Source organism: Ihuprevotella massiliensis (genome assembly GCA_900095835.1).
Classification (GTDB): domain Bacteria; phylum Bacteroidota; class Bacteroidia; order Bacteroidales; family Bacteroidaceae; genus Alloprevotella; species Alloprevotella massiliensis.
Window position 1 is genome coordinate 107,252 of record LT608321.1, and the last position, 25,335, is coordinate 132,586.

The 25,335-nt window shown below is 45.6% G+C and carries 19 protein-coding genes and 2 tRNA genes; 10 read left to right on the plus strand and 11 right to left on the minus strand.

The features are described 5' to 3' along the window. Positions 1-80: 80 nt before the first annotated feature. Positions 81-151, minus strand: a tRNA-Cys gene (locus BQ2633_RS00515). A gap of 567 nt (positions 152-718) precedes the next feature. Here BQ2633_RS00515 and BQ2633_RS00520 point away from each other — a divergent pair. After that, complete coding sequence (locus BQ2633_RS00520) at positions 719-2,077, plus strand: DEAD/DEAH box helicase (RefSeq protein ID WP_075564524.1); 1,359 nt, start codon at positions 719-721, stop codon at positions 2,075-2,077. Positions 2,078-2,174: 97 nt separating this feature from the next. On the opposite strand, the gene BQ2633_RS00525 is transcribed toward BQ2633_RS00520, so the two are convergent. Beyond that, positions 2,175-4,118, minus strand: a complete 1,944-nt coding sequence (locus tag BQ2633_RS00525; RefSeq protein WP_075564525.1) for a S9 family peptidase — start codon at positions 4,116-4,118, stop codon at positions 2,175-2,177. A gap of 303 nt (positions 4,119-4,421) precedes the next feature. On the opposite strand from BQ2633_RS00525, the gene BQ2633_RS00530 reads away from it, so the two are divergent. The 3 genes from BQ2633_RS00530 (at position 4,422) to BQ2633_RS00540 (ending at position 8,076) form a co-directional block, all read left to right on the plus strand. Beyond that, positions 4,422-6,191 (plus strand): hypothetical protein, encoded by a 1,770-nt coding sequence (locus tag BQ2633_RS00530; protein WP_075564526.1) that lies wholly within the window; start codon positions 4,422-4,424, stop codon positions 6,189-6,191. Between the two features lie 15 nt (positions 6,192-6,206). Next, positions 6,207-6,854, plus strand: a complete 648-nt coding sequence (rpe, locus tag BQ2633_RS00535) for a ribulose-phosphate 3-epimerase (protein ID WP_075564527.1) — start codon at positions 6,207-6,209, stop codon at positions 6,852-6,854. Between the two features lie 181 nt (positions 6,855-7,035). Beyond that, positions 7,036-8,076 (plus strand): DHH family phosphoesterase, encoded by a 1,041-nt coding sequence (locus BQ2633_RS00540; protein ID WP_075564528.1) that lies wholly within the window; start codon positions 7,036-7,038, stop codon positions 8,074-8,076. A gap of 638 nt (positions 8,077-8,714) precedes the next feature. On the opposite strand, the gene BQ2633_RS00550 is transcribed toward BQ2633_RS00540, so the two are convergent. Next, positions 8,715-10,355, minus strand: coding sequence for an OmpP1/FadL family transporter (locus tag BQ2633_RS00550; protein ID WP_075564530.1), 1,641 nt, complete (start codon positions 10,353-10,355; stop codon positions 8,715-8,717). A 126-nt stretch (positions 10,356-10,481) separates the two neighbouring features. After that, positions 10,482-11,597, minus strand: a complete 1,116-nt coding sequence (locus BQ2633_RS00555) for a hypothetical protein (RefSeq protein WP_075564531.1) — start codon at positions 11,595-11,597, stop codon at positions 10,482-10,484. A 190-nt stretch (positions 11,598-11,787) separates the two neighbouring features. Here BQ2633_RS00555 and BQ2633_RS00560 point away from each other — a divergent pair, with 190 nt between their 5' ends. The 6 genes from BQ2633_RS00560 (at position 11,788) to BQ2633_RS00590 (ending at position 18,545) form a co-directional block, all read left to right on the plus strand. Beyond that, positions 11,788-12,696: an RluA family pseudouridine synthase gene (locus BQ2633_RS00560; protein ID WP_075564532.1), complete on the plus strand. Its 909-nt coding sequence runs from the start codon at positions 11,788-11,790 to the stop codon at positions 12,694-12,696. Positions 12,697-12,755: 59 nt separating this feature from the next. Further along, positions 12,756-13,958, plus strand: a complete 1,203-nt coding sequence (locus BQ2633_RS00565) for a pyridoxal phosphate-dependent aminotransferase (protein ID WP_075564533.1) — start codon at positions 12,756-12,758, stop codon at positions 13,956-13,958. 183 nt (positions 13,959-14,141) lie between these two features. Continuing rightward, positions 14,142-15,428 (plus strand): ABC transporter permease, encoded by a 1,287-nt coding sequence (locus BQ2633_RS00570; protein ID WP_075564534.1) that lies wholly within the window; start codon positions 14,142-14,144, stop codon positions 15,426-15,428. A 78-nt stretch (positions 15,429-15,506) separates the two neighbouring features. Beyond that, a tRNA-Pro gene (locus BQ2633_RS00575) sits at positions 15,507-15,579 on the plus strand. 213 nt (positions 15,580-15,792) lie between these two features. Beyond that, a complete protein-coding gene (gene fumC / locus BQ2633_RS00580) occupies positions 15,793-17,190 on the plus strand; it encodes a class II fumarate hydratase (protein WP_075564535.1) in 1,398 nt (465 codons plus the stop codon). A gap of 449 nt (positions 17,191-17,639) precedes the next feature. Next, positions 17,640-18,545 (plus strand): glucosaminidase domain-containing protein, encoded by a 906-nt coding sequence (locus BQ2633_RS00590; RefSeq protein WP_075564536.1) that lies wholly within the window; start codon positions 17,640-17,642, stop codon positions 18,543-18,545. Between the two features lie 90 nt (positions 18,546-18,635). On the opposite strand, the gene BQ2633_RS00595 is transcribed toward BQ2633_RS00590, so the two are convergent. The 7 genes from BQ2633_RS00595 to hemW form a co-directional block, all read right to left on the minus strand. Continuing rightward, a complete protein-coding gene (locus BQ2633_RS00595) occupies positions 18,636-19,301 on the minus strand; it encodes a 4'-phosphopantetheinyl transferase family protein (RefSeq protein WP_075564537.1) in 666 nt (221 codons plus the stop codon). 73 nt (positions 19,302-19,374) lie between these two features. Next, positions 19,375-19,770: a single-stranded DNA-binding protein gene (locus BQ2633_RS00600; protein WP_075564538.1), complete on the minus strand. Its 396-nt coding sequence runs from the start codon at positions 19,768-19,770 to the stop codon at positions 19,375-19,377. Positions 19,771-19,872: 102 nt separating this feature from the next. After that, positions 19,873-20,346, minus strand: a complete 474-nt coding sequence (locus BQ2633_RS00605) for a DUF4293 domain-containing protein (RefSeq protein WP_075564539.1) — start codon at positions 20,344-20,346, stop codon at positions 19,873-19,875. 321 nt (positions 20,347-20,667) lie between these two features. After that, positions 20,668-21,012: a DNA-directed RNA polymerase subunit omega gene (locus BQ2633_RS00610; protein ID WP_075567113.1), complete on the minus strand. Its 345-nt coding sequence runs from the start codon at positions 21,010-21,012 to the stop codon at positions 20,668-20,670. A 63-nt stretch (positions 21,013-21,075) separates the two neighbouring features. Next, positions 21,076-21,924: an outer membrane protein assembly factor BamD gene (locus tag BQ2633_RS00615; RefSeq protein ID WP_075564540.1), complete on the minus strand. Its 849-nt coding sequence runs from the start codon at positions 21,922-21,924 to the stop codon at positions 21,076-21,078. A 622-nt stretch (positions 21,925-22,546) separates the two neighbouring features. Next, entirely contained in the window at positions 22,547-24,022 is a 1,476-nt protein-coding gene (locus BQ2633_RS00625; RefSeq protein ID WP_075564542.1) for a Do family serine endopeptidase, read from the minus strand. Between the two features lie 135 nt (positions 24,023-24,157). After that, positions 24,158-25,285 carry a radical SAM family heme chaperone HemW gene (gene hemW, locus BQ2633_RS00630; RefSeq protein WP_075564543.1) on the minus strand — a complete coding sequence of 376 codons (1,128 nt, stop codon included), beginning with the start codon at positions 25,283-25,285 and terminating at the stop codon, positions 24,158-24,160. Between the last annotated feature and the right edge of the window lie 50 nt (positions 25,286-25,335).

Genomic DNA, 25,335 nt, shown 5'->3' on the forward strand with positions numbered 1-25,335 from the left:
TGAGAGAAGTGAGTGTTGTGCTACGATGGAAACAACCAAAGAAAAAAGGAGCAACTCTTTGCGAGGTGCTCCTTGGATTGAGGTACCAAGCAGATTCGAACTGCTGTAGCAGGTTTTGCAGACCTGTGCCTAGCCACTCGGCCATGGTACCCTGTTTTCGTTTTCGAGTGCAAAGGTACAGCTTTTTCTGAAACTGGCAAATGTTTTGCCCACTTTTTTGCGACTTTAATCGAGAATTTTGTAGAATCCTACTGATTGCGCTGTAAAACCTTATCGATACCTTGAGTTGGGTGAGAGGAACTGTGCTTTTGCCTAAGAACTGCAACTGCTCATTGTATATAGAAAAATAGGAATTATATTTGGCTGTTTCAAAATAAACATATAACTTTGCTCATACAAACAACAAGAGATTGAGACAGCGTAGGCTGTCCTTTACATAACAATAGCATAGGCTGTACTGGTCAGATTGGGATACTCATCAATTTTATCTGAATCACCGAGACAAGTCGTTCGTCTAATGGCGTGCCGATACTGCGCTTTCAATGCAGCGTGGGGGTCGGATTACAGAGGGCGTGGGACACTCAAATCCTTATTTACTCGGAGTTTCATCATCTTCACCGGTACAGCCTTCTTTTTATCCTTTTCGCAGCATCGCGCCTGCCGCTTTTGTTGTCTGTTTTCTCCCTCTTTATAGATTATCCCTACATTGCACTCAATTATGAAGCTCAATCCCATGCAGCTTGCAGCTGGAAACGCCATTCAGCAAAATCAGAATGTTCTGCTCCTCTCTCCCACGGGCAGTGGCAAAACCTTGGCTTATCTTTTGCCGCTTATCGCCCGTATTGATGCTACACTTGACACGGTGCAGGCTGTTGTCGTGGTGCCTAGTCGAGAACTTGCAGCCCAAGTGGAGCAAGTGTTCAAGGCTCAAGTAGGCACTTCGATTCGAGGATTAGCTCTCTACGGTGGACGTCCTACGATGGAAGAGCATCGACGCATCAAAGAGGTACACCCACAGGTAATCTTTGCAACCCCTGGACGTTTGCTAGACCACATCGGTAAAGATAATCTCAACGTATTAGGCGCTAGAATCCTCGTACTCGACGAATATGATAAATGTCTTGAGTTGGGATTTCGCGAGGAAATGTATCGTATCGGGGAGTCCATGCATTTCGTATCGCAAGTAGTTGTGGCTTCTGCTACTGCTTTTGAAGAAGAAAAGCGTGATGTGTGGGGAGAACGTGTGCCGGAAACTAATGCAGAGAGGAAGTCTAAGAAAGTTCTTCCTGTGCCAGCACTTGTAGCTCAGCGAAAATTTGTTGCAATTAACTATCTGGATTCTGTAGATGACTTGGCAAGTCGCTTGAAAGTTTGTCAAATTTCTTCTCCTCAGAAAGATAAACTGGAAACACTTGCACAGTTGCTCACCCACATTGGAGGAGCAAGCACCATCGTCTTTGTGGCGCATCGTGAGAGTGTGGATAGAGTAGGGCAATATCTTCGAGAAAAAGGATTTCCCACCAGCCTTTATCATGGAGGACAAGACCAAGAAGTGCGAGAACGCTCACTGTATCGTTTTCGTTCGGGCGCAGCTTCTGTGATGGTCAGCACTGATTTGGCAGCTCGTGGATTGGATATTCCCGAAGTACGTGCCATTGTCCATTATCATCTGCCTATGGATGCTGCTACTTTTGCACATCGTTCTGGGCGCACCGCTCGTTGGGATGCAGAAGGGACTGCCTATTTATTAGTGGGGCCCGAGGAGCATCTCCCTGATTTCATTGAAGCTGATGAGTCTTACTCTGTGTCTGACGTAGCAATCAAAGCACAACCTTCACAGTGGGCGGTGCTTTACATCGGTCGTGGCAAGAAAGATAAGCTTTCAAAAGCCGATATTCTAGGTTTCTTGTGCAAAAAAGGAGGTTTGACCTCTGCACAAATAGGGCGTATTGATATAAATCCCCACGTATCCTATGTGGCAGTACAGCGAAATGCTTTGAAGCGTTTGCTCCAACAAGTGAGTGGCGAGAAGATTAAAGGGATGAAGACCTTGATTGAAGAGATGCGCGCGAAGTAATCTCTCAGAGAAGTTGTATCACCCTGGACAGATATAAACAATCGGGGCTGTTCCGTATATGGAACAGCCCCGATTGTTTTTGGGTTATACCTATATATTAACCAACGCTTTTGAGATGTTTCTCCAAGAAACGCTCCATGGCACGATAGAAGTCAAAGCGATTTTCTTGGTTCGCAAAACCGTGGCCTTCATTGTCTTTGACCATATATTCCACTTCCACACCGCGTTGGCGCAGAGCTTCCACCATTTGATCACTTTCTGCCTTGTTCACACGTGGATCATTAGCACCTTGCGCCACAAATAGCGGGCAAACTATCTTGTCTGCGTGGAGTGCTGGAGAAGTAGCCGCCAGTTGTGCTTCATCTTCTTCGGGATGTCCCACTTGTTCGTACATCATTTCTAGCATGGGTCGCCAATATGGAGGGATGGTCTGCATGAAAGTGAAGAGATTAGACACACCGACGTAGTCAATGGCGCAACGGTAGAGCTGTGGAGTGAAGCATGCACCTGCCAAAGCAGCATAACCTCCGTAGGAACCTCCATAGATGGCGATACGCTTGGGATCTGCAATGCCTTGGTTTACCAAGTGTTGCACGCCTTCTGTGATATCGTCTTGCATCTTGAGTCCCCATTGCTTGTAGCTAGATTCGAGGAACTCTCTGCCATATCCCGTACTACCACGGAAATTCATTTGGAACACAGCGTAACCACGCGAACAAAGGAATTGTACTTCTGAGGAAAATCCCCAACTGTCGCGAGCCCACGGACCACCGTGAGGATTCACAACTAGTGGAAGCGGAGCGTGATTGTCTGCCAAAGACAGTTGTTCTATCGCAGTTGGTAGAGCCGCATCAATTTTATCGGTGCTACAGGAAGAAAGTGCTGATGTGCTATCAGATTGGGCGGAGGATGTCACTAACTTTGCGCCTTTCGGTAAACTCAAATAACCTTCAATCGTGAGGCCATCGCTGGTGGTGTAGGTCACTGCATGCATTTCCACCATATCGTCTGCAGAGAGCCAAGGAGCAGCATCTGCCAAATGGGTCACAGTGTCTGTGTCGAGATTGTAGAAATAGTAAGAACCGCGAGTGCGATCTCCGCCAACGTAAAGCAACTTTTTGCGTTCAGACTTGTCACTACCCATAGCTCCCACACGTTGTTGAGGGAAATGAGCTTGTATGCGCTCGCGTTCTTGTGCTGCTTCTTCGTCAAAGTAATGGCGAATGGGCTCACGATGCCCCGAACAGAAGGCACCGAGCAATTGTTTCCGTTTGCGTGAGTAGCTCAAAGTTGTTACATCGTAACGATCATTTTCGTATAGCACTTCCAATTCCTCGCCCGTACGAGGGTCAATGAGCACAAGCGCTGCCTTGTCGCGATGGAGATTGCTAATCGCCCAAACGTGGAGATTATCGGGTGTAAAGAGGCAAATGTTTACCTCTTCCTTAAAGTTCGTGGTGAGAATTGGGCGGAATTCCTCCTCTTCATGATCGCGATAGAGCAACTGTGTGTTTACACCGTCTACAACTGCCGTTGCCATTCTGAGCTTACCCTCATGATCTGTCATCCATCCCATGTAGTTCCCCGGGTTTTCTGCCAACATCGTGAGTTCCCCGGTGGCAAGATTCAAACGATAAGGGTCAAAGACTTCCGGATTGCGTTGGTTGAGACCAATAATCACCTCGTCGCGAATGTCTTCAAGTTCGTCAATAATAGAAGTGCGCACACCCGGAAAGTTCGTGTAAGCGCGTTCGTCAGTGCCGTCTACACAGACACCATAGAGTTGATAATTCTCATCTCCGCCTGTGTCTTTGACAAACAAGAGACGCTCATTGTCTGCCCATAAATAACCACCCACACTGCGTTCCGTTTCGTAGGTCAGTTGTTTCATTTCACCCAAATTACCAGCATCATCAACGGAGCGCACAAAGATGTTCATGCGATCCTCATAGGGAGCCATAAACGAAATGTGCAGACCATCGGGCGAGATTTGATACCCATTCGTGTCGGAATTGCGGAAAAAGTCTTCTATTGGAATCATTGAGTCGAAAGGAGAGGGATGATAATGGGAAGTAAAGGAATGATATTAAGCTGAATTGGACAAAATTTCCAAGGGAAAAAGACAACGCTCGAAGCAGAAAAGTGAAATATTCTCATTGATGCAAATGTCCTTGCTAGTAATCATGCGCAAAAATACGTGATTTTTCTTGTTTCTCGGGAGCATGTCGCGATAAATTTGTATTTTTGCTCACTAAAGACGGCAAAAGGTATCTGTTTCTTCGTTAGAAACGGCTATGCTGTGCTTCTCATACTTAAAAACGTCACACATCAATAGCTTCATCACATGAATTGGCATTGGATTAAATCCCTCTTTTCTGCAAGTTCTGCTTTGTCTCCTTCTGCACTCGCGCCAGTGAAAGTGCATAAAACGGTGAAGCTGTTGCTAAAAAGTCTGCAAGTGCAGTGGGAGATTCAAGAGAATGAGCAAGTGCCAGGTGAAGCAGATTATGTATTCTCTTTTCAGCAAGGTAGGTTTCGCCTAGTGGCAAATGCGCATCACACCTTTGTCCACATCCATTTCCCTTATTTTTCGGAAGTGCCTCTCACGCAAATCGACAATTTGCGTTTTGCTTGCAATGACTTCAACTTGAAACAAGGCGATTTCAAAGCCTATTACACGATCAATCCTAAGGAGGAAGCAATCAATACACACCTAGTTTTCAATTTCCGTTTGGCAGACCATGATAAGCGACAAAGCTATGAATTGGGAAGTATGTTGCAGCACACCTTTGAGATGTCACGCCTTTTTCGACAAATCTTCCACTCAATTAGCGAAAGTGGCAATTCCGACCTTGAAGAGAATAGTGCACTCTCTTTGCGTGAGCGTTATCTTTCGAGCGAACTCGAATTATGGCATCAACATCCCAAGCTAACTTGGCGCGACAATTCGACTGCACAGCATACGATTGCTCAGCTCTTTCATACCTTCTATGAAGACGAAAGCCAAATCAGGTTCCACGGTTTGCAAACGATGCAGACCCAATGGAGCAAAACCATATATGATGCCTCAGACGATGCCACTTCCACAGAAATAGCGGCTTCGATTTCTAGTCGTCCTATAGAGATTGCTCTCTCTTCCCACGAAGAGATTTCTAATTTTGTTTTGTTGGATGCGTTAGGGGATGGAGCAGATGTCGAAGGGGATGCTGTCTTATCTCCCGTGACGCTGCAAGTTCTAGCAACAGTCGGCGAGCTGGAAGAAAAAACTTTTGTGATTCATCTTGATGTGGAAAGCCGCGTAGAGAATAGTGACTACGTGAGTGTGCTTTTCATCGAACCTACTTCGCCCCTGTCGCCTGTCAACTCTGAAACGAGCATGGCTGAGATGCGCAAAAATCTTACGCATCGCTTCCTGATGGTGCGTGACCATGTAGAGCATGAACAACGTGAAGCCGAGTTTCGTTATCAATGGCAAGAGGCACAAGATGCGCTGTGTCGCGGAGATAAGCTCACCGAAGAGCAGCGTTTCATGGGCATGAGCGTTGTACCCAATGTAGGGTTCAATCTCTATTGGGGACGTCGTTACTTCAATGCAAAGCGTTTCTACGAGGCACTCCAACATTTGGAAAATGCTTACCGTGTGCTCAATGTCAATTTCGAGGGATTGAACAAGGCGGCTCGTGAGCATTTCTATGAAGTGTGCTATTTTATCGGTTTCTGTTATGCAAAACTCAAACTTTACGAGCGAGCATATTTCTATCTCGACATCGTTTATCCTCAGAACTCGGTGCGCTATGCTTCGGAATATGTGAACCTTTTGGTCAACACCAAGGACTTCCGAGCTTTGGCTACCATCGAACGTCTCATTAAGAATATCGAACAAGAATTGGCTCGCCTTGAAGCCGATGAAAAAGAAGAAGAGGGATTGCAAGCCTTCTTTAGATTCTTGCAGCGTCGCAAGGGATATGTGCTGATTGATCAGCGCAAACTCGATGATGCTGAGGCGATTTTCCAAGCACTCTTAGACTTTCCCGATAGCGAAAAGCAGGCAATCGATGAACTGATGTATATCGAACAATTACGTGCTGAAGAAAATAATAGAAAAGACTCCTAAATACATTACTCCACTATGACTATGGTTTCCCCCTCGTTGCTGAGTGCCGATTTTGGTAACCTGCAGCGCGATATTGAAATGCTCAACGCCAGTGAATGTGACTGGTACCATCTTGATGTGATGGACGGCGTTTTTGTGCCTAACATCAGCTTTGGTTTCCCCGTGATGCAAGCTATGGCAAAGCATGCCACAAAACCTCTCGACGTTCATCTGATGATTGTGCAGCCCGAAAAGTTCATCAAAGAGGTAAAAGCACTGGGCGCTCGCGTGATGAATGTACATTATGAAGCGTGCACTCACTTGCACCGTGTCATTCAGGCTATTAAGGCTGAAGGTATGATGGCTGGTGTGACGCTCAATCCTCACACTCCCGTGAGTGTGTTGGAGGAAATCGCTCTAGATCTTGATTTGGTGATGCTCATGAGTGTGAATCCTGGTTTTGGCGGTCAGAAGTTTATCCCCTCAATGGTGGAGAAAACTCGCAAACTTCGCGAACTCCTAGATCGTACAGGCTCAAAGGCTTTGATTGAAATCGATGGTGGAGTGAATCGCGAAACGGGAAAACTTCTCGTTGACGCTGGAGCCGATGTGCTCGTAGCCGGTAGTGCTGTGTTTGGTGCTCCCGATCCCGTGGCTGAAGTTGCTGCCCTCAAGGCGCTCTAGTGCTCGGCTTTAATAGGAAGAAAAGACAGCTTGCTGTGACGACTGCGGATACCAACTCACAACAAGCCCCTTTCTCATTCCTCCTCTCTTAATCAATAGAAAGGAGTGGAGCACCATCATGGTGTTTTACTCCTACTTCTTTTGTCCGCCTTCGGATAATATCCACATATCTCCTCCTTTTATGGAAATTTCTCCTCTTCTTTCGCCTGCCGAATTGTTCAAATTGATGAGCATTCTCAAAGATGCGCGCAATGTGGTCATTACTGCCCATCGTGGTCCTGATGGTGATGCCATGGGGTCTACGCTCGCTTGGGCAGACTATCTCATGCAGTTGGGCAAGCGTGTCACCGTGGTGCTCCCTACACCTTGTCCTGATTTCCTTCGTTGGTTGCCTGGGGCTAAAAATGTGCTCTACTATTCCAAAGATGATATGCGCGTTGCAGCCACTCAAGCTGTGCAAAACGCAGATCTCATTTGCTTACTCGATTTCAATGCGCTCCATCGTCTGCAAGATTTCGCGCCTGTGGTGGAGAGGAGTAAAGCCAAGCGCATCATGATTGACCATCATGAGCACCCTGACACTTCATGTGCAGAGTTCATTGTCTCAGAACCTAAGGCGTGCAGCACGTGCGAATTGGTGTTCAAACTCATCTATCAGTTGGGGGGCTTTGAGAAAATGAAGCGTAGCACGGCAGCTTGCATCTATTGTGGCATGATGACCGACACTGGAGGCTTCTCTTATGCGTCGAATGATCCTGAGATTTTTATCATTATAGCGCATCTTCTCACCAAAGGTATTGACAAGGATAAAATTAACCGCAATGTCAACAACACTTGGTCGGAAAATCGTCTCCGCTTCTTCTCTTATATTCTCACTGAAAAACTCAAGTTCTATGAGGATAGTCGTGCAAGCATTTTCACGATAACGCGCGATGAGATGAAGCGTTTCCATTACATTCGTGGGGATGCTGAAGGATTGGTCAACGAACCTCTAAAAGTTAAGGGAATGCGTCTGAGCATTAGCTTGAGAGAAGACACGGAGAAGGAGGTTATTCGTATTTCGGTGCGCAGTGTTGATGACTTTCCTGCGAATGCTCTTGCTGCAGAGTTTTTCAATGGCGGCGGACACTTCAACGCTGCAGGTGGAGAACTGCCTTTCCCCTTAGATGAGGCTATCAAAACAGCTGAGCGTGCCATCGCTGCTTACGCAGATAAGTTGTAGACAAAGACGATATATTCCTACTGTGGGGGGACTCCAATCTGAATGCTCCACAAGTTACGAGCCAGTAACATCGAAATCTATCGATGTTGTTGGCTCGTTTTGTGTATAAATCGATGATGATAATGTTAAAATCTAACGGAGATTTGAGGAGAGTTTTCTTGGCTTCTAGAAATGAACATGCGTTGATGATGGGTAAAAATAGGATAGTGGGGAGAAGTTCTCAATGATATTGGAAAAAACGTCGGAGATAATTTGAAAAAACTCCGACGTTTTCTATTTTTTGTCGGAGATTTTCCTTTAAAACATCGGAGATTTTGGTCAGACTATCGTAATGGAAGGGGAGAAAAGTTCGATTTTGAAGGTTCATACCTAGGAATTTCGTGATTTTTGCCTCAGTAAGTTTGATTTGTAACTCCATTTACTCTGCCGTAAGCGTGGGGAGATTAGCGTAAATGGAAGCTCGTCCACTGGAGAGCGAAATTAAGTGTTAAAATAAAGGTCTGATTTCCATTAAGTTTCCCAAATTTGCTACTATGAAAGATGCGTGGTTGTAACTTATAGTAGTCTACCAAATGCACAAAATCCCTCGTGGGTCTGAAAAGACCTGCGAGGGATTTGTGAATAAAAGTATGTGATGCTTAGAAGCGGAAACCAGCAGTAAGCGTAACTGTGCTGCGACGCAAATTGAGTTGCTGTGCAGGGAGTTCGTTTTCTGTAGCGCGGCTGTTGCTATTGTAGTGGAAAGCATACATGTCAGCCGATTGAGTTTGGTAGAGGAAAGCGGCGTCAAGATAGAAGTTTCCAGAGCGATAGCCTAAACCAAAGGTGGCACGATGCGTGTTGCCGTAGTTGATATAGTCAGTTGCTGTGGAATAGCGACGTGATTGTCCATTTACGAGCATGTTTAAGTAGGCATTCTTGGCAAAGGGACTTGACACAAAGTTGTAACCTGCTCTAACGGAGAAATTGGGAGTCGCAAGCACTTCCATGCCCAAGCGGAGGGTGTGGATGTCTCTCAAGTGATTGTCGATTTCGTTTTGGAGTGCTTCGTCTTGGTGTCCGGAACTCCTTTCAAATTCTCCGTTATAATCGTCAATCAGACGCGCTTGAGCTGTGGTGTGATCCACAATTTCATATTCTGCTCCCAAAGCTACGCGACGTCCTATTGTAGTACCGAGACTGAAGTTGACTTTCCAAGGGGCTACAATGCGATAGTCGTTGCTCACAGATACTTGGTTCTCTGTGTATTCGTATTTAGTATTGGACGTCGTCTCTGTGTGTCCGTAGGGGGAAGACATGTGAAGACGGCTGTTGGTTTCCAGCGAATAGAGAGTGGGTGTGGTGACACTAAGTCCAAGTCGGAAGTTGCTTTCAGCCAATGGGCGAACGATGACACCAAACTTTGCATCAACACCAGAACCTGTCATTTGTTCATAGTGCTTTATGATGAAAGTTTTGCGTTCGCCAGAAGCACTAGTGAAATAACTGCCATCTTCACGTAGGTTTTGCTCTTCGTAGTTGCCCCACGATTCGTAATTCACGCTGTAAACTCCGAGGTTTGCGCCAAAATAGAAGCGATCGTTGAAGTTGAAAGCCAAGTTGAAGTCGTAGGCTTGGATGCCTCCTTCGGTTTGTCGGCTTTGATGGTAAGCGTCAGCCTGTCCATGTTTGTAGTCTGTGATGCGCTTGTTGCTATCATAGACAGGATCAATCATAAAGACGTCGTAGCCCAAGTTGGCATAGGGAGAAGTGCTAGCGCGTGCCCCAGAGTTGTTGAGGTCAAGCCATCCATTTCCATTTTGTGCCAATTGTCGCATGAGCAACGATTGTGAGAGATTGTTTCCACCTGGCATAGGTACGATGTTGAGTAGTCCATTGGTGGAGAAGTTCTTGGACTTTTTATAATTGAAGCCCATGTTCACAAAACGGAGATTGCCACCATCAAGATAGAGGGAATAGACAAATCCCATCTGGTCTAAGCTCGCTTTGGTGTTACGTACCGAAGAGTTGCTGAGGTTGTTTGCACGGTTGTTTTGATTGAGCAAACTAGCTGTGGCAGAAAAGTCTGATTTTCGATAAAGTGCCGAGGAAGCAGGGTTGGTGCTTATGGCAGAAAGGTTGGCGCCTAGAGCACTCATGGCACCACCCATGCCGATGTAGCGAGCATCGCCATTGAGGTCGGTGCTCGAAAGTTGTTCAATTTTGTAGATATCTTGAGCAGCGGTTGGTAATGCAACAAAGGCACTAGCAAGAACTGCTGAAATATAGAGCTTCTTCATGGAATCTGCTTTTTGTGCACCTTGGTGCCGCTACTGACACCAAGGTGAGAATTTTCAAAAGAGTAGGGACGATTGGCGCTCAAAAGTAAAAAACTACAGAAGAAACACCTGAAGGATGGGAGGGTATTAGCGACGTCCGCCAACGATGGTGCCACCTTGTCGGGTGCTACCTCCGCTGTTACCACCAGAATAGCTACCACCACCGGAATAACCTCCACCAGAAGAATAGCTACCTCCGGAGCGTGTGCTACCAGAGTTGCTGTTGCTGTTGTAGCTTCCACTACCAAACACGCTACCACTGCGTTGGTAGCTGCCTTGGTAGGTGTTGGTGCTACCAGAACCACCGGAGCGACCGTAGTCGTAATCGCGAGTAGAGTTGTTGTAGCGAGCGTTTTCTTCACGACTCATGCGGTCTGTGTTGACACGGCTACCACGATAGGAGGCTCCAGCTCCGTAGTTATGCTGCGCGTTATCGCGGTTGTAGTATACATTGGAGCGAGTGTTGCCATAAACTACACCACGTCCCCAATCATTTGTCGCACTGTTGAAGACGCCACCCCGTGAGTCGCGACCTGTGGTTGTGCCATAACTGATGCTATGTGCAGGACGTGAATAGCTGTACCAGCGAGGAGAATCGTAGTAGAAGGGAGAGTACCAGCCACCATAGTAGTAGGGAGAGCCCCAACCATAGTGCCAATAGCTGTCGTACCAGCCATAGCGCCAAGGACTTCCCCAATAGTTGTAGGAGAAACTCCAAGGGGAGTACCATCCGCCCCAACGATTATAAAAGAAGGGGTCGAAGCTCGTGCGCCAACCGCCCCATGCCCAGTCATCAATCCATGGGTCGTAGCTTACGAAGTCGTAGTAGTCGTAATAATAAGGTGATGTGACGATGGTGATGCCTGGAGAACGAAAGCGCACAATGCGACTCGTAGCTGTGTATGGGGCGTCATCTTCGTAGCGTGAACGTGAGTTACGAAGGGAATCCTTGCCGCGACCATAGCGAGAGGTGCGACGATTGTATTCGTCGATGCCACGATTTCCGTTGCTACGTCCTTCCGCCCAGTCGTCGTGTTCGAATGCTTCTGCAGGGACTTCGTAAGTTCGACTTTGGCTGTAGCCCAAATTCTCCTCACGTTCCTTTTGAATGGCCTTCTTGGTAGGCACGAAGTAGACATCGTCTTGAGCCATTGCGGCTAAACTAGCGCAAAGAGCAATGCAAGTAAGGGCTATCTTGTTCATAATTATCGATGTTTAATGTGGATGTATAAGGCAAAGATATAGAAAACTTGGAAGAATAGGTAGACAAACGACAGGAATAATGAGTGTAAACGTGCATTTTTAACACTCATCGGGGAATGGTACTCATTTTATTTGTCGTTTCCAACAGCAAATTGTATCTTTGCTTTCTAAACACTAGCTCAATACGAACATGTTCAATCCACGAAAGCCCAAATATACCTTCTTCAAAGTGCGTGAAGCCTCGGAGCTTCTGCCTTATGTCATGCAATGTCTCGACGGCATTAGCCGCTCAAAAGCCAAAGCCATCCTTGCTGGAGGTGGAGTAAGAGTGGATAAGAAAAACGTGTCGCAGCATGATTTTATGCTCCAACCTGGGATGATGGTAGAGATTTCTAAGCAGAAACCTCGCACGCAGTTCCAAAGCAAGTTCTTGAAAATCGTCTATGAAGATGCGCAAATCATAGTTATCGAGAAAAATATCGGTATATTGTCGATGGCATCTACACAAGGACAGTTTTGCGTGAAGACCGTTTTAGATGATTACTTTCGTAAGTCGCGCCAAAAATGCACTGCTCACGTGGTACATCGCCTAGACCGGGACACTTCTGGCCTTTTGGTGTACGCTAAAACCATAGAAGCTGAGCAGATTCTCGAACATAACTGGCGACAAATCGTAACGGATCGTCGTTATTACGCTTTGGCTTCTGGAGAAATGCAACAAAAGAAGGGAGTCGTTGAGAGTTGGCTCAAAGACAATAAGGCTTATATCACGTATTCTTCGCCAACTGACAATGGCGGTAAGTATGCTCTCACCCATTTTCGCACATTACGCACCGGAAATGGTTATTCTTTGGTTGAACTCAAACTAGAGACTGGTCGAAAGAACCAAATTCGTGTGCATCTTCAAGACTTAGGACACCCTGTTTGTGGAGATATTAAATACGGAAATGGAGATGATCCTGTAGGTCGCTTGTGTCTCCATGCCTATCGCTTGGATTTTTATCACCCCATCACCAACGAGCGTCTTCATTTTGAAACACCTACGCCAAAAGCTTTCCTTTCGGTGTTCAAAGAAAAGGGACAAAAAACAGAGCAATAGCCGGAGTGTAGCATTGCATTGCTGTACAATGTCGTGAAACCTCAAACTTTTAATTAGACATGCCACATATATCAGAACGCGCCATCGAGATGCCGCAGTCGCCCATCCGTAAATTGGCACCATTAGCCACGGAAGCAGAAGCACGTGGCACCAAGATTTATCATCTCAACATCGGACAGCCCGACCTTAAAACTCCTGAGGTGGGGCTGGAAGTGTTACGTCATATCGACCGTAGTGTCCTAGAGTATTCCCCTTCTCAAGGATTTCTTTCCTATCGTGAGAAGTTAGTGAAGTACTATGCTCATTACGATATCGAACTTTCTGTGGATGATATTATCATCACTACGGGAGGGTCAGAAGCGGTGCTCTTTGCTTTCCTCTCCTGTCTCAATCCTGGTGATGAAATAATCGTACCTGAGCCCGCGTATGCCAATTATATGGCGTTTGCCATTTCGGCTGGCGCAAGGATTCGTACGATTTCCACCACCATTGAAGACGGTTTTGCTTTGCCAGCCGTGGAGAAGTTTGAAGAACTCATCAACGAGCACACGCGCGCTATCTTAATTTGCAACCCGAATAACCCAACGGGGTATCTTTACACGCGTAGAGAAATGAATCAGATTAGAGATTTAGTCAAGAAATATGATTTGTATCTCTTTTCGGATGAAGTGTATCGCGAATTTATCTACACAGGCTCACCCTATATCAGTGCTTGCCATTTGGAAGGAGTAGAGCAAAACGTGGTGCTCATTGATTCGGTGTCGAAACGCTATTCAGAATGCGGCATCAGAGTGGGAGCTTTAATCTCAAAGAACGAAGAAGTGCGCAATGCCGTAATGAAGTTTTGCCAAGCTCGATTGTCTCCTCCGCTTCTTGGACAGTTAGTGGCAGAGGCTTCCATCGATACCCCCAAAGAGTATATGCGCGAAATGTATGATGAATATGTGGAGCGTCGAAATTGCTTGATTGATGGCTTAAACATAATCCCTGGTGTGTACAGCCCAATTCCTATGGGCGCGTTCTATACAGTCGCACGATTACCAGTGGATGATGCAGAAAAATTCTGTGCATGGTGCTTAAGCGACTTCGATTATGAGGGAGAAACTGTAATGCTCGCCCCAGCGGCAGGCTTCTACACCACACCTGGCGCAGGAAAAGACCAAGTGCGCATTGCTTACGTACTCAATAAGGAGGATTTAGCTCGAGCACTTGTTGTGTTAAAACATGCTTTGGAGGCTTATCCTGGCAGAGTAGAGGAATAAGTCTTTAAAGATGTGGCAGATTATATGGAAGCGTTCTATATATAAATAGGAGGGTTTTCATATATAAATGGAAACATTCTCACATATAAATGGAAGTATTCTTATGTAAATGAGAAATTTATCTCTATATACTGCCACGTACTATCTAAAATAGAAGCATTTTCTGATAAGAAATAGGAACTCATGAATTTTCCTTTCTTTGTTGCACGGCGATTCTTTAGCAACGTTGGTTCTGAACAACGCCGTGCCTCTCATCTTACTACCACGATAGCCACAACAGGTGTGGCTATTGGGCTCATCGTGATGCTACTTTCTGTTGGCATCATCCTAGGGTTTAAGCAAGAAATTACCAAAAAAGTAGAGGGCTTTGGCAGTCACATCGAGATTCTTGATGTGAGTTCATTAGCAGCCCCCGATGCTTATCCTGTCCATGCAGATACGCAGCTCATAAATAGTCTAAAGCGCATCCCAGAAGTGCGCGGGGTTGCTCCGATTGCTCAGAAGATGGGTATCCTAAAGACGAAGAATGACTACATGGGTATAACGCTTAAGGGCATTCCTGCTGACTATGATACCACTTTTCTGGCGAATAGTCTGGTGGAAGGTCGCTTGCCCAAGCGGAGCGCTGCTGAGGGGGCGGTAGTTACTCCCGAAGATGGCGTCACATCTTCTGCTAGCAATGAGATTCTTCTCTCACGTAGGCAAGCCGATGAGCTTAATTTGAAGGTGGGTGACAGAGTTTTTGCTTATTTCTTTGAAGAGACCATCAAGATGCGTCGTTTCAAAGTCTGTGGTATCTATCAGTCCAACATGGCCATCTTTGACAAAACTTTTGTCATCACAGACCTCAACACCGTGCGTAAGCTCAATCATTGGGAAGGGGACGAGGCTACAGTCATAGAAGTGCGCCTAAAAGGGATGGATGCTATTGACCAGACGTTGCCACAAGTTGAACGACTCTGCTCGCAACTCAATGATGAGGTCTCGCACGCTCGAAAGGCATTCAGCATTGTCGATCATTATGCTTCCATCTTCTCATGGTTGCAGTTGTTAGACTTTAATATGATGGTAATCCTTGTACTGATGCTCTGCGTTTCTGGCTTCACGATGGTGAGTGGTTTGTTTATTCTCATCCTCGAACGTACACAAACCATTGGTGTGCTCAAAGCTATGGGAGCTACCAACACGAAAATCCGCAATGTCTTTTTGCATTTTGCTGGATTTATCATCGTTCGCGGCTTGCTCATTGGCGACGTAGTGACGATTGGTCTCTTGTTGATTCAGCAGAAATACGGCTTGATTCATCTAGATCCTGCCAACTATTATGTAGAAACTGTGCCAGTCGAGATCAATCTCTGGGCAATAGTCTTGGTAAATGTCGGCACTTTAGTGCTTACCACGCTTGCTTTGGTGCTCCCTAGTTACATGGTTTCTCGTATTCAGCCATCAAAAGCCATCAAATTTGAGTAGTTTTTGAAAGAAAGTTGTTCGAAAATTTGGAAGGTTCAAATAAAGTGCGTACTTTTGCACTCGGTTAAACGATAACCGCGGGGCGTAGCGCAGTTGGTAGCGCACCTGGTTTGGGACCAGGGGGTCGCAGGTTCGAATCCTGTCGCCCCGACGCATTTATCTTAATCGAAGGACATAGGCAGACAGCAATAGACTTCTAGAAAGTTCTACTGCGACATTGTCTCCATCGATTTTCTATCTCATACTAAAGGCGACTGAGGCAACTCAGTCGCCTTTGTTGTTTGCCTGAAAACTCCCAACCTGCTATCTTTCGAAGATTTGTAGACTTCTATCTTCATTATCGCACATTCTAAAACCATAAATTATGGAATATCGCATTGAGAAAGACACCCTTGGCGAGGTGAAAGTACCTGCCGACAAACTTTGGGGTGCACAAACAGAACGCTCTCGCAACAATTTCAAAATTGGTGTTCCTGCTTCTATGCCGCACGAAATCATTGAAGGTTTTGCCTATCTCAAAAAAGGTGCTGCTTATGCTAATCACGCTTTGGGAGTCCTCCCTCTTGAAAAACGTGATCTCATCGCGCAGGTTTGCGATGAAATTCTTGCAGGAAAGTTGAACGAACAGTTCCCTCTGGTAATTTGGCAAACGGGCTCTGGCACGCAAAGCAATATGAATGTCAATGAAGTGATTGCAAATCGTGCTCATCAATTGGCTGGAAAAGTCATTGGTGAAGGAGAGAAGACTTTGCAGCCCAACGATGACGTAAACAAATCACAGTCTTCTAACGACACTTTCCCTACCGGAATGCATATTGCCTGCTACAAAAAAGTGGTTGAAGTGACACTTCCTGGCTTACGCAAACTGCAAACTGCGCTCGCTGCCAAAGCAGAAGCAATGAAGGACGTGGTGAAGATTGGTAGAACGCATTTAATGGATGCTACTCCTTTGACTTTGGGACAAGAGTTCAGTGGATATGCAGCGCAAGTAGCTCACGGCATTCGCGCCATCGAACACACTTTGCCACATCTCTCAGAGTTGGCTTTGGGAGGTACAGCAGTGGGAACGGGGCTCAATACGCCTAAAGATTATGATGTAACCGTTGCGCGTTTCATTGCAGAATTTACTGGTCTTCCTTTTGTAACGGCTGAAAATAAGTTTGAAGCTCTTGCAGCACACGATGCTGTGGTAGAAACTCACGGGGCTTTGAAACAAGTGGCTGTTTCTCTGAATAAGATTGCCAACGACATTCGTTTGCTTGCTTCAGGTCCACGCAGTGGAATCGGCGAAATAATTATCCCAGCAAATGAACCCGGCTCTTCAATTATGCCTGGTAAGGTAAATCCAACGCAGGCTGAGGCTTTGACAATGGTGTGCGCGCAAGTGATTGGCAATGATACAGCCATTGCTGTTGGCGGTATGCAAGGACATTTTGAATTAAATGTTTTCAAACCTGTGATGGCGGCTAACTTCCTACACAGTGCTCAACTTTTGGGTGATGCAGCCGTTTCATTTACAGAGCATCTCGTAGATGGGATTGAGCCTAATCATCCTCGTATTAAGGAATTGCTCAATAATAGTTTGATGCTTGTCACTGCTCTCAACACGAAAATCGGCTATTATAAGGCTGCGGAGATTGCTCAAACTGCGCATAAGAATGGAACCACATTGAAAGAAGAAGCTGTGCGTTTGGGCTACGTTACGGCTGAAGATTTCGATAAATGGGTACGTCCTGAAGATATGACGCATCCGCTCAACTAGTTCTTCGTTTCTCTAGGCGGTTTATCACGCGTACTCTTTTTTTACTTTGCTTTCCCAGAAGACGACTGCAGACATTCATATAATATCTCAGACAAAGTCGCCTTTTGGGGAAGCTATTTTTGTTTGCACTGCAATTTGAGTGAAGTTCCGTCCATTTCTTTACATACCCCCCCCAATCGGTCATTAGACTGTTATAGTGCAATTCGTTATAGAGAAGATAACTTCCTACCATCTTCCTTTTTCTTGTTGGCATCTTGTTGCTTGTGAGTTCTCGACGTAGCCCGCTACGCTTTCGAACTCACAACCAACCATCTGCTCAACAATCCAATGAAATCAGTTCAGAATCTAATGACCAATTTGGGTTAAAGTGCTTGCTTTGCATATTTTACCAGCAAGAGTTCGTTCAGCTTCTTCGAAAAATCGTAACTTTGTAGCAAAAGAGTTATTGTATGCATCGATTTCTATTATCTTGCGCTTTATTTTGTCTGAGTATCTTTTCTATATTTGCTCAGACTGAGGCATATCGACAGTATATCGAGACGTATAAGTCTATGGCTATTGACCAGATGTTGCGTTATCGCATTCCTGCGAGCATCACTTTGGCGCAAGGCCTTTTGGAGAGTAGTGCAGGCCGTTCCATGTTAGCCACAACAGCTAACAACCATTTCGGTATCAAAACAGGCGGAACTTGGACCGGACCTTTTGTATTGCGTTCCGATGATGCGCCTAACGAGCAGTTTAGAAAGTACAATTCTGCTGCTGAAAGCTATGAAGATCATTCTCTCTTTTTGGCAGGGCGCAAGAGATATAGTCCGCTCTTTTCCCTCGATTTCTACGACTATCGAGCCTGGGCACGAGGATTGAAAGAGTGTGGTTATGCCACAAATCCCAGATATGCAGAGTTGTTGATTGGAGTCATTGAGCGATATGATCTTGCACAATACGACCGTTACCAACGAAGTCAAGAGACCCCTCGCCAGCGTGAGGCAGAGCGCAGAGCAGAATTGGCAGCACGCCGTCTTTACCTTTGCAACGATCTCGTCTACGTTGTGGTGGGACCTGGTGATACCTTCGAGAGTATAGCACGCGACATGGGACTATCAGAACGCAAGCTCCGCAATTACAATGAAGTAGACAAGCATTATCAATTATCTCGTGGAGAGGTTGTATATCTAACGAAGAAGAAAAGTCGTGTAGCAAGGCCTATTCGCGACACCTACCACGTAGTTGTTTCAGGTGAGTCTATGTATAGCATAGCCCAACGCTATGGTATCAAGCTCCACAAGTTATACAAATGGAATAACCTACCACCCACTTACTCCCCCGAAGTAGGAACAGCGCTCCTGCTTAAATGATGAAATAGCAAAAGCCTTGAAGAAGTCAGCGAACTTCTTCAAGGCTTTTCTGTATATGAAGGGATAGAGTGGTGTAGAACAAGTAGGCGATTACTCTACAAACTTCGCAAGTGCAAAGGCACAATCCTCAAATGTTCCAATTTCTATGCTTGCTGTGCGCTGTAAGGTCGGCAATTCCATCAAGAGTTGTTCTTCTTTCTTGTATAGTCTCATTTGTTCTAAGAAAAGAAGACCAGAATCGTTGCAGAGTTTATAAGTAGCTTCTTTAGCGCACCATAGAGCTGTAGGTGAGAGAGTGGGAGAAATAAGCAGCTGTTCCTCTTGTGTCAAAAACTTATGTTGCACTCTTCCTGCTTTCTCACTTACAATTTCCAAATCAAGACCAATAGAGTGTTTAGAGGTGGCTAAAGCAATGGCAACCCATTGATGAGAATGCGAGATACTTATTGCAGGGAGTCCTTGCTCCTCATCTTGCATATAGGAAGAGTCTTGGGAAATCTGCTCTTGGTTTATGTTTACGAGTCGTGGCGCTCCATCTTTATCATAGGCAATTCGCAGGTCATCTCCCAGCACACCATGCAATAAGGCGCGCGTGGCTAGCCATTCGCGTTGGCGTTGCGTCGAGCGAAAGGATTGTGCTTGGGGAGCGTAATCGGGGTGCGTAGCCAACAATGCCAACAGTTGTTCGGGCGACTCTGTGAGTTGCCACAACCAAATGTTGGCATTGTCGGAAGATAGAGTTGCGAATTTGGGCATAAACCTCAATCAGTCCATAAAAAGTGATATCGAAGTTTGAACTTCTAGAGCACTAAGCCCTATTAGCATCGAATTAAAATGGCGCTTCTGTTTTGGGTGTTTCAGGAGCAGCTGTAGCCGTATTGTTTTGGTTGGACTGCTGTTTAGGAGTGAGCATCTCCATGTTGTTCACCCAAATTTCAGTGATATAGCGTACCACCCCTTGATGGTCGGTGTAGTTGCGGGTGCGGAGTTCGCCTTCAACGTAGAGCTTGTCTCCTTTGCGCACATAGCGTTCCACCACTTCTGCTAATTTTCGCCAGAAGAGAAGATTGTGCCATTCAGCGCGATCAGGCACTTGTGTGCCGTTAGGGAGCGTGTAACCAGGAGTGTTGGTGGCTAAAGCCACTTTTGCGGTGCAAACTCCATTGTCGATGTAACGTACTTCTGGGTCTTTTCCCACGTTACCAATGAGCATTACTTTATTCATAGCGTAAGGTTCCTATCAAACAAAGCCTTGTCTAGATAGCCTTGCAGAAGCTCTGCATCGCATCTAGGGAAGCGTTATTTGTGTTTATTGTGGGGGTGAGTCTTAGCGGAGGCGATCAGCAGAGCGAAGCAAGGCTTGGTCGCGACGGATGGCGCGGAGCGCCATTACACCTTGTACAAAGGCTATGGCAGGGAAAATGGTGCCTAGTTGTGGAATGTTGCCCGACAATTGTTGGGTAAAACCCATGTCGTACACTATAAAGCCTAAGCAAGCCAAATAACCAACGGTGCTGAGGAGGGCAAAGGTCACAAGTTTCACCGCTTTACTCAAGTTCTTGAAAGAGAAAAATGCCCAACCGTAAAGCAGAACGGAGAGAGCTGCAAAGAAGCTCAGTAAAGCAGGGTAGAGCAGTGGAGCTGAGTAACAAGGCTGTGTGGAGCTAATGCCATAATTATAGAGTAAATAGCTCGTTAGTACGTCTGAACTATCAGTCCATGCCCATACAGGGAGGAAGAATGACAGAACCATTAGAACGATAGCCATGAAAAGATAGAGAGATTGGATGCGTTGAATCATGGTGAATGGGGATAAGTCTGTATGAAAACTAAGAAGATAATTGAGTTCAGTCTTGGGAAAACTGGTAAAAGTTCTACAGTCGTTGCTTGCTTCTTTATGAGGACCTTCACTTTTTATTGTAGCTGTGTCGAGACTTTATTGCTAGAATACTGGGAAACCAAGAGTCGCAGGAGACAAAGCAAAAAAGTTTGAGCACTATAACTAAAGCGTGAAGGAGCTATTGTGCTATACAAGACAATAGAACTCATAAAATGAAAGGTCTTTCAGGTCAATTACGACGCAGAAAGACCTTCATTTTGATAGGACAGTAGGAACTACTGTTTAGTCTTTAGTGAGATGCTGGTTACGATCCTTGTTAGGGTTTTTGAAGTAAACCTTACCGCGGAGGAATTCGTCAGCAGCAATCAATGTAGCCTTAGGGAGGCGTTCGTAGTAACGTGAGATTTCGATTTGCTCACGGTTCTCGAAAGTCTCTTCGAGGTTGTCGTTGCTAGAGGCAAACTCTTTGAGTTTTTTGTTGAGATCCTCTTTCATTTGTGCCGAAATTTGGTTGGCACGTTTAGCTATGATTACCAAACTTTCATAGAGATTGCCTGTTTCTTCGGCCAAATCCATGAGGTTGTGAGTCACAGTGTTGGTGGGAGCTTTCGACTTCTTGTAGTCCATGATGTGTATAGAGTATTTTTTAGATGCAATGTTGAGAAGGGTGCCCATAAAAGTGCGTGTCATTTACGACTGTGCTGCATTTTGAGGCTTAGCAAGAAAGGCTTTTGCGCGATTGTAAAGCGAAGTTGCTTTGGGCAAGAACTTTGATTTCGGATATTCGTTCACGAAACCGTGATACTCGTCAATGGCATTTTGGAATCGCTCCACTTTTTTAGATTCTACACTCTGTTCGGCAAGTTCAAACTTGGCACGAACAATGAGAATGGCAAAGTCTTCTCGGCGTTCACTATAGGGGAAATCGCTAATCGCATTCTGAGCTGTTACGACGCAAGCTTCGTAGTTGTTACCACTACTGCTGCTACTGCTTGTTCCAAAATAGGTGCCGAGGTCAAAGTAAAGCTTAGCTGCGGCATATTCTTTTTCGATGAGCTTGTCTTGCATCACAAAGATGAGGCGAGTAGCTTCTTTGCGATAACGGCTATCAGGATAATCCTCAGTAAACTTCTGGAATTCGGTGATGGCTTTGTACGTATCGCTTTGGTCCAATTCTGGCTCAGGAGTATTCTCGTATAGGGCAACACCAGCATAAAAATGGGCTTCTTCCACATAGTATCCACGAGGATATGTCTCATAATACTTTTTGAAATAGCCAGCCGCAGCGTCGTATTCTTTGTCGCGATAGGCAGACATGCCCAATAAGAACAGGGCTTCTTCTGCGCGGTCCGTGCCTTTAGCACCAGCTATGAGGTCGGTAAGCAGCGTACTTGCTTTGGTGTAGCTACCTGCGTAGTAGTATTGCTTCGCTGCTTCGTATCTTTGGGTATAATCGCTTGACTGCAGCAACTTTTCGTAGTTAGAGCATGAAGCGAAAACCGCAACCATGAGAAGCAGCAGGAGGAGAGTCTTCTTCATGATACACTATTTAGGGTGCAAATTTACGCATTTCTGCTGAGGGTGCAAAACATTTTCGAGCGTATTTTGGGTTGTTTGTGGATTTCTGTGTGAAGGTTTTGACGAAATTTTGTAGTCTTATAGAGAGAATCGTCGTCAGTTGCATGGGATATGTGCCTATTTAGTGTGGGCGTCTTATGTTAAAATCGCGAATCATAAAGACAAAATTTAGTAGAGAAATGGAAATCTTATGATGCTCTTTCGTGGTTTCTATTTCTACTCAAAAGCAGTTCTAGGGCATTTGTCAGAGAGTCCAAGAGAAAACGTAGGAGATATTCTGAAAAATGTCCGAGAAAATTTTGAAAACCACGGAGCTTTTTCTCTATTGGGGGGAGTTTTTTGGGGAAAACGTGGGAGAAAAAGTACTGAAATCTCTGATGAATTCGGCAATTTCTTCAAATCTAGGTGTGAAATCGCATTTTTTAATGCGCTGAGAAGTCGATAGATTCTATCTTAAGTATAGAGTGCTCGAAAAAACGCCGGATTTTGTGTTAAAATCAAAAATGAAAGAGAGAAACTCACTGGGAATTTCTCTCTTTTTGTTCCTCGAATCGGAGGGGCGTATTTGTGGCGATAAAGAAGGTTACTTCTTTTTCTTGATAGAAGTTTTGGCATCACCCAGTTCAACAGTGTAAGAACGATTAAGTCCGCTTTGAGTTTTTGCGCGAATCCAAAGTACGCGATCGCTGCTCATATTGGCTGCCTTCACGGCTTCTTCAAAGTCTGCAACAGAGTTTATCACTTTGTCGTTCACTTGCGTGATGATGATACCCTTGCTGAGTCCTGCATCTTGAAGTTTTCCTGCCTTGATACTGCTCACAATGATGCCATTTTTCAATCCAAGTTCAGCTTTTTCAGCATCAGAAAGCGCACGAAGAGCAGCACCCATGGACTCTTGATCCACACTCTCTATCTTAGAAGTTGTGCCTTGTACATTGCGCAGTGTGAGTGTGGCGGTGTATGTCTTTTTCTTGCGCACATAGGTGACACGAACTTTGTCCCCAGGACGGTGACTAGCCAAGAGCTCTTGCAAATTGCCATACTTTTCAATCTTCTTTCCGTCAATTTCTGTGATGACATCCCCGCGTTTCAAACCAGCTTCCTCTGCAGCTCCATCGGCAGTTACTTCTTCAATATAGAATCCTGTAAGTACGCCTAAATCAGTGTCTTTACCTTTTTCTTTTTGAGCATCGATATAAGTTGATACGTCGGTACCTGCTACACCAAGAAGTGCGCGTTGCACTGCGCCAAACTCGCGGAGATCCTTTACCACTTTGTTCATGATGGTAGTAGGAATGGCGAAGCCGTATCCTGAGTATGAGCCTGTTTGTGAATAGAGCATCGCATTGATTCCCACCAATTCACCTTTCACATTGACAAGCGCACCACCTGAGTTTCCAGGGTTGATGGCTGCATCAGTTTGGATGAAACTTTCGATGGTGTTACTACCTTGGAGTGAGCGTGCCTTAGCACTGACGATACCGGCTGTCACTGTGGAAGTAAAGCCATAAGGGTTGCCAATGGCAAGCACCCATTCGCCTACTTTCAAGTTGTCACTGCTTCCTACGGTGATAGGTTTCAAATCTTTTGCTTCTATCTTGAGGAGTGCGAGGTCAGAACTCTTGTCTAGTCCGATGATTCGTCCTTTATATTCACGATTGTCATTGAGCTTTACGAGGATTTCGTCAGCATCTTCCACCACGTGATTATTGGTGACAATGTAGCCGTCTGCTGTGAGAATAACTCCAGAACCCGCTCCACTGCGCTTGGGGGTTTGGCGTTGTTGTGGACTGCGTTGACCACGTCCAAAGAAATCTCCGAAGAAATCAGAAAATGGATCGAATTCTTGCACCTGTGATTGGCGACTGGTGCTAGACACCTTGATATAGACCACAGACTGCGTAGCAGTTTCTGCTGCAGTGGTCAAATCAACAGGCTGAGCCGCTGAAGCCATGCTTGCGGCTGGAGCTATGGGTTGTGGGAAACCTGCTACATTGCTGGCCTTACCTTGGGCAAGGAAAGCTGATAAAAAGAGGGCTAGAACTATTTTCTTTTCCATTTGTATAGCTTTTTATAGTGATATATTCGCAAAAGTAAGCCATTCTGACTATCCTTGCAAGTCTTTTCTTAGTGTTGAGGAATGGATTTACCACAATTTTGCAGTAGCACCGTCCTATATTGTTTATTGAAATAACTACGGCCACATAAGTTCTCCCATGATGTCATCGGACACAAAGACACCTGCGTGTGTGAGTTGCAAGCGGTTGTCGGATGTGAGCATTAGAAGTCCGCGACTGAGGAAGGTTTGTGCTGTACGTAGGAGATAGGATTTGCGATGTTCGCTTAGTTCGTTCAGAGATATTCCCTCGCGGGTGCGGAGACGTGTGAGAATCAATTCGTCGTAAAGTTCGTCGGGGGTGAGCATTTCGAGCTGATGGGGCACATCGGCAAATGGAGTGTCTACTATACTTGCTGCATTGTAGGCACGAAGTTTATGCTCATTGAAGCGTCGAGTGGAAGAACCGTCGTAGGAATGGGCACCAGGTCCGAAGCCTAAATACGGAATTCCTTGCCAATAGCTTGCATTATGCCGAGAGCGGAATCCAGGACGTGCGAAGTTGGAGATTTCATATTGTTCAAATCCAACTTCTTGTGCCGACTCCGTTAATAAGCGGAACATAGCAAGCGAAGTTTCCTCGTCGCATTCCTTGACTTTGCCCTTAGCACGATCGTAATAGAGTGGAGTGCCTTCTTCGTAAGTTAGGGCGTAGGCTGACAAATGTTGGATGTCGAGAGAAAAGGCTTGTTGTAGTTCCCACTGCCAATCGGAGAGTGTCTGCTGTGGCAACCCAAACATTAAGTCGATGCTGAGATTGTCGATGCCAGCTTGGTGCACTACGTCAATGGCTTCTCGCGCTTGTAGGGCTGTATGTCGTCGGTTGATGGTGAGAAGTTGTGCATCATTGAAGCTCTGTACCCCAAGGCTCACACGATTTATACCAAGTTGTGCAAGATGTTGCGCTTTTTCTGCGGTGATGTCATCTGGGTTTGCTTCAAAAGTAAATTCCGCTTCTGGGGATATTTGGAAAATATGGTGAAGTGCTTCAAAGCATAGTTCCAGTTCTTCGGCATCCAACTGCGAAGGAGTGCCTCCCCCAAAATAGACTGTGTGGATGGTTTCATCTATTTTGCGGTATTGCATCTCCGCAACGAGACTGCGGACAAAAGCGTCTCGTTCTTTTTTGCCGTGAATGGTGCTGTAAAAACTACAATAGCTGCAGCGTTTTTCGCAAAATGGGACGTGAATGTAGATGCCTGCCATAGAAATGGGGAGTATAAAAAAATCGCTTCAATCTCGACTAATCATGGAAA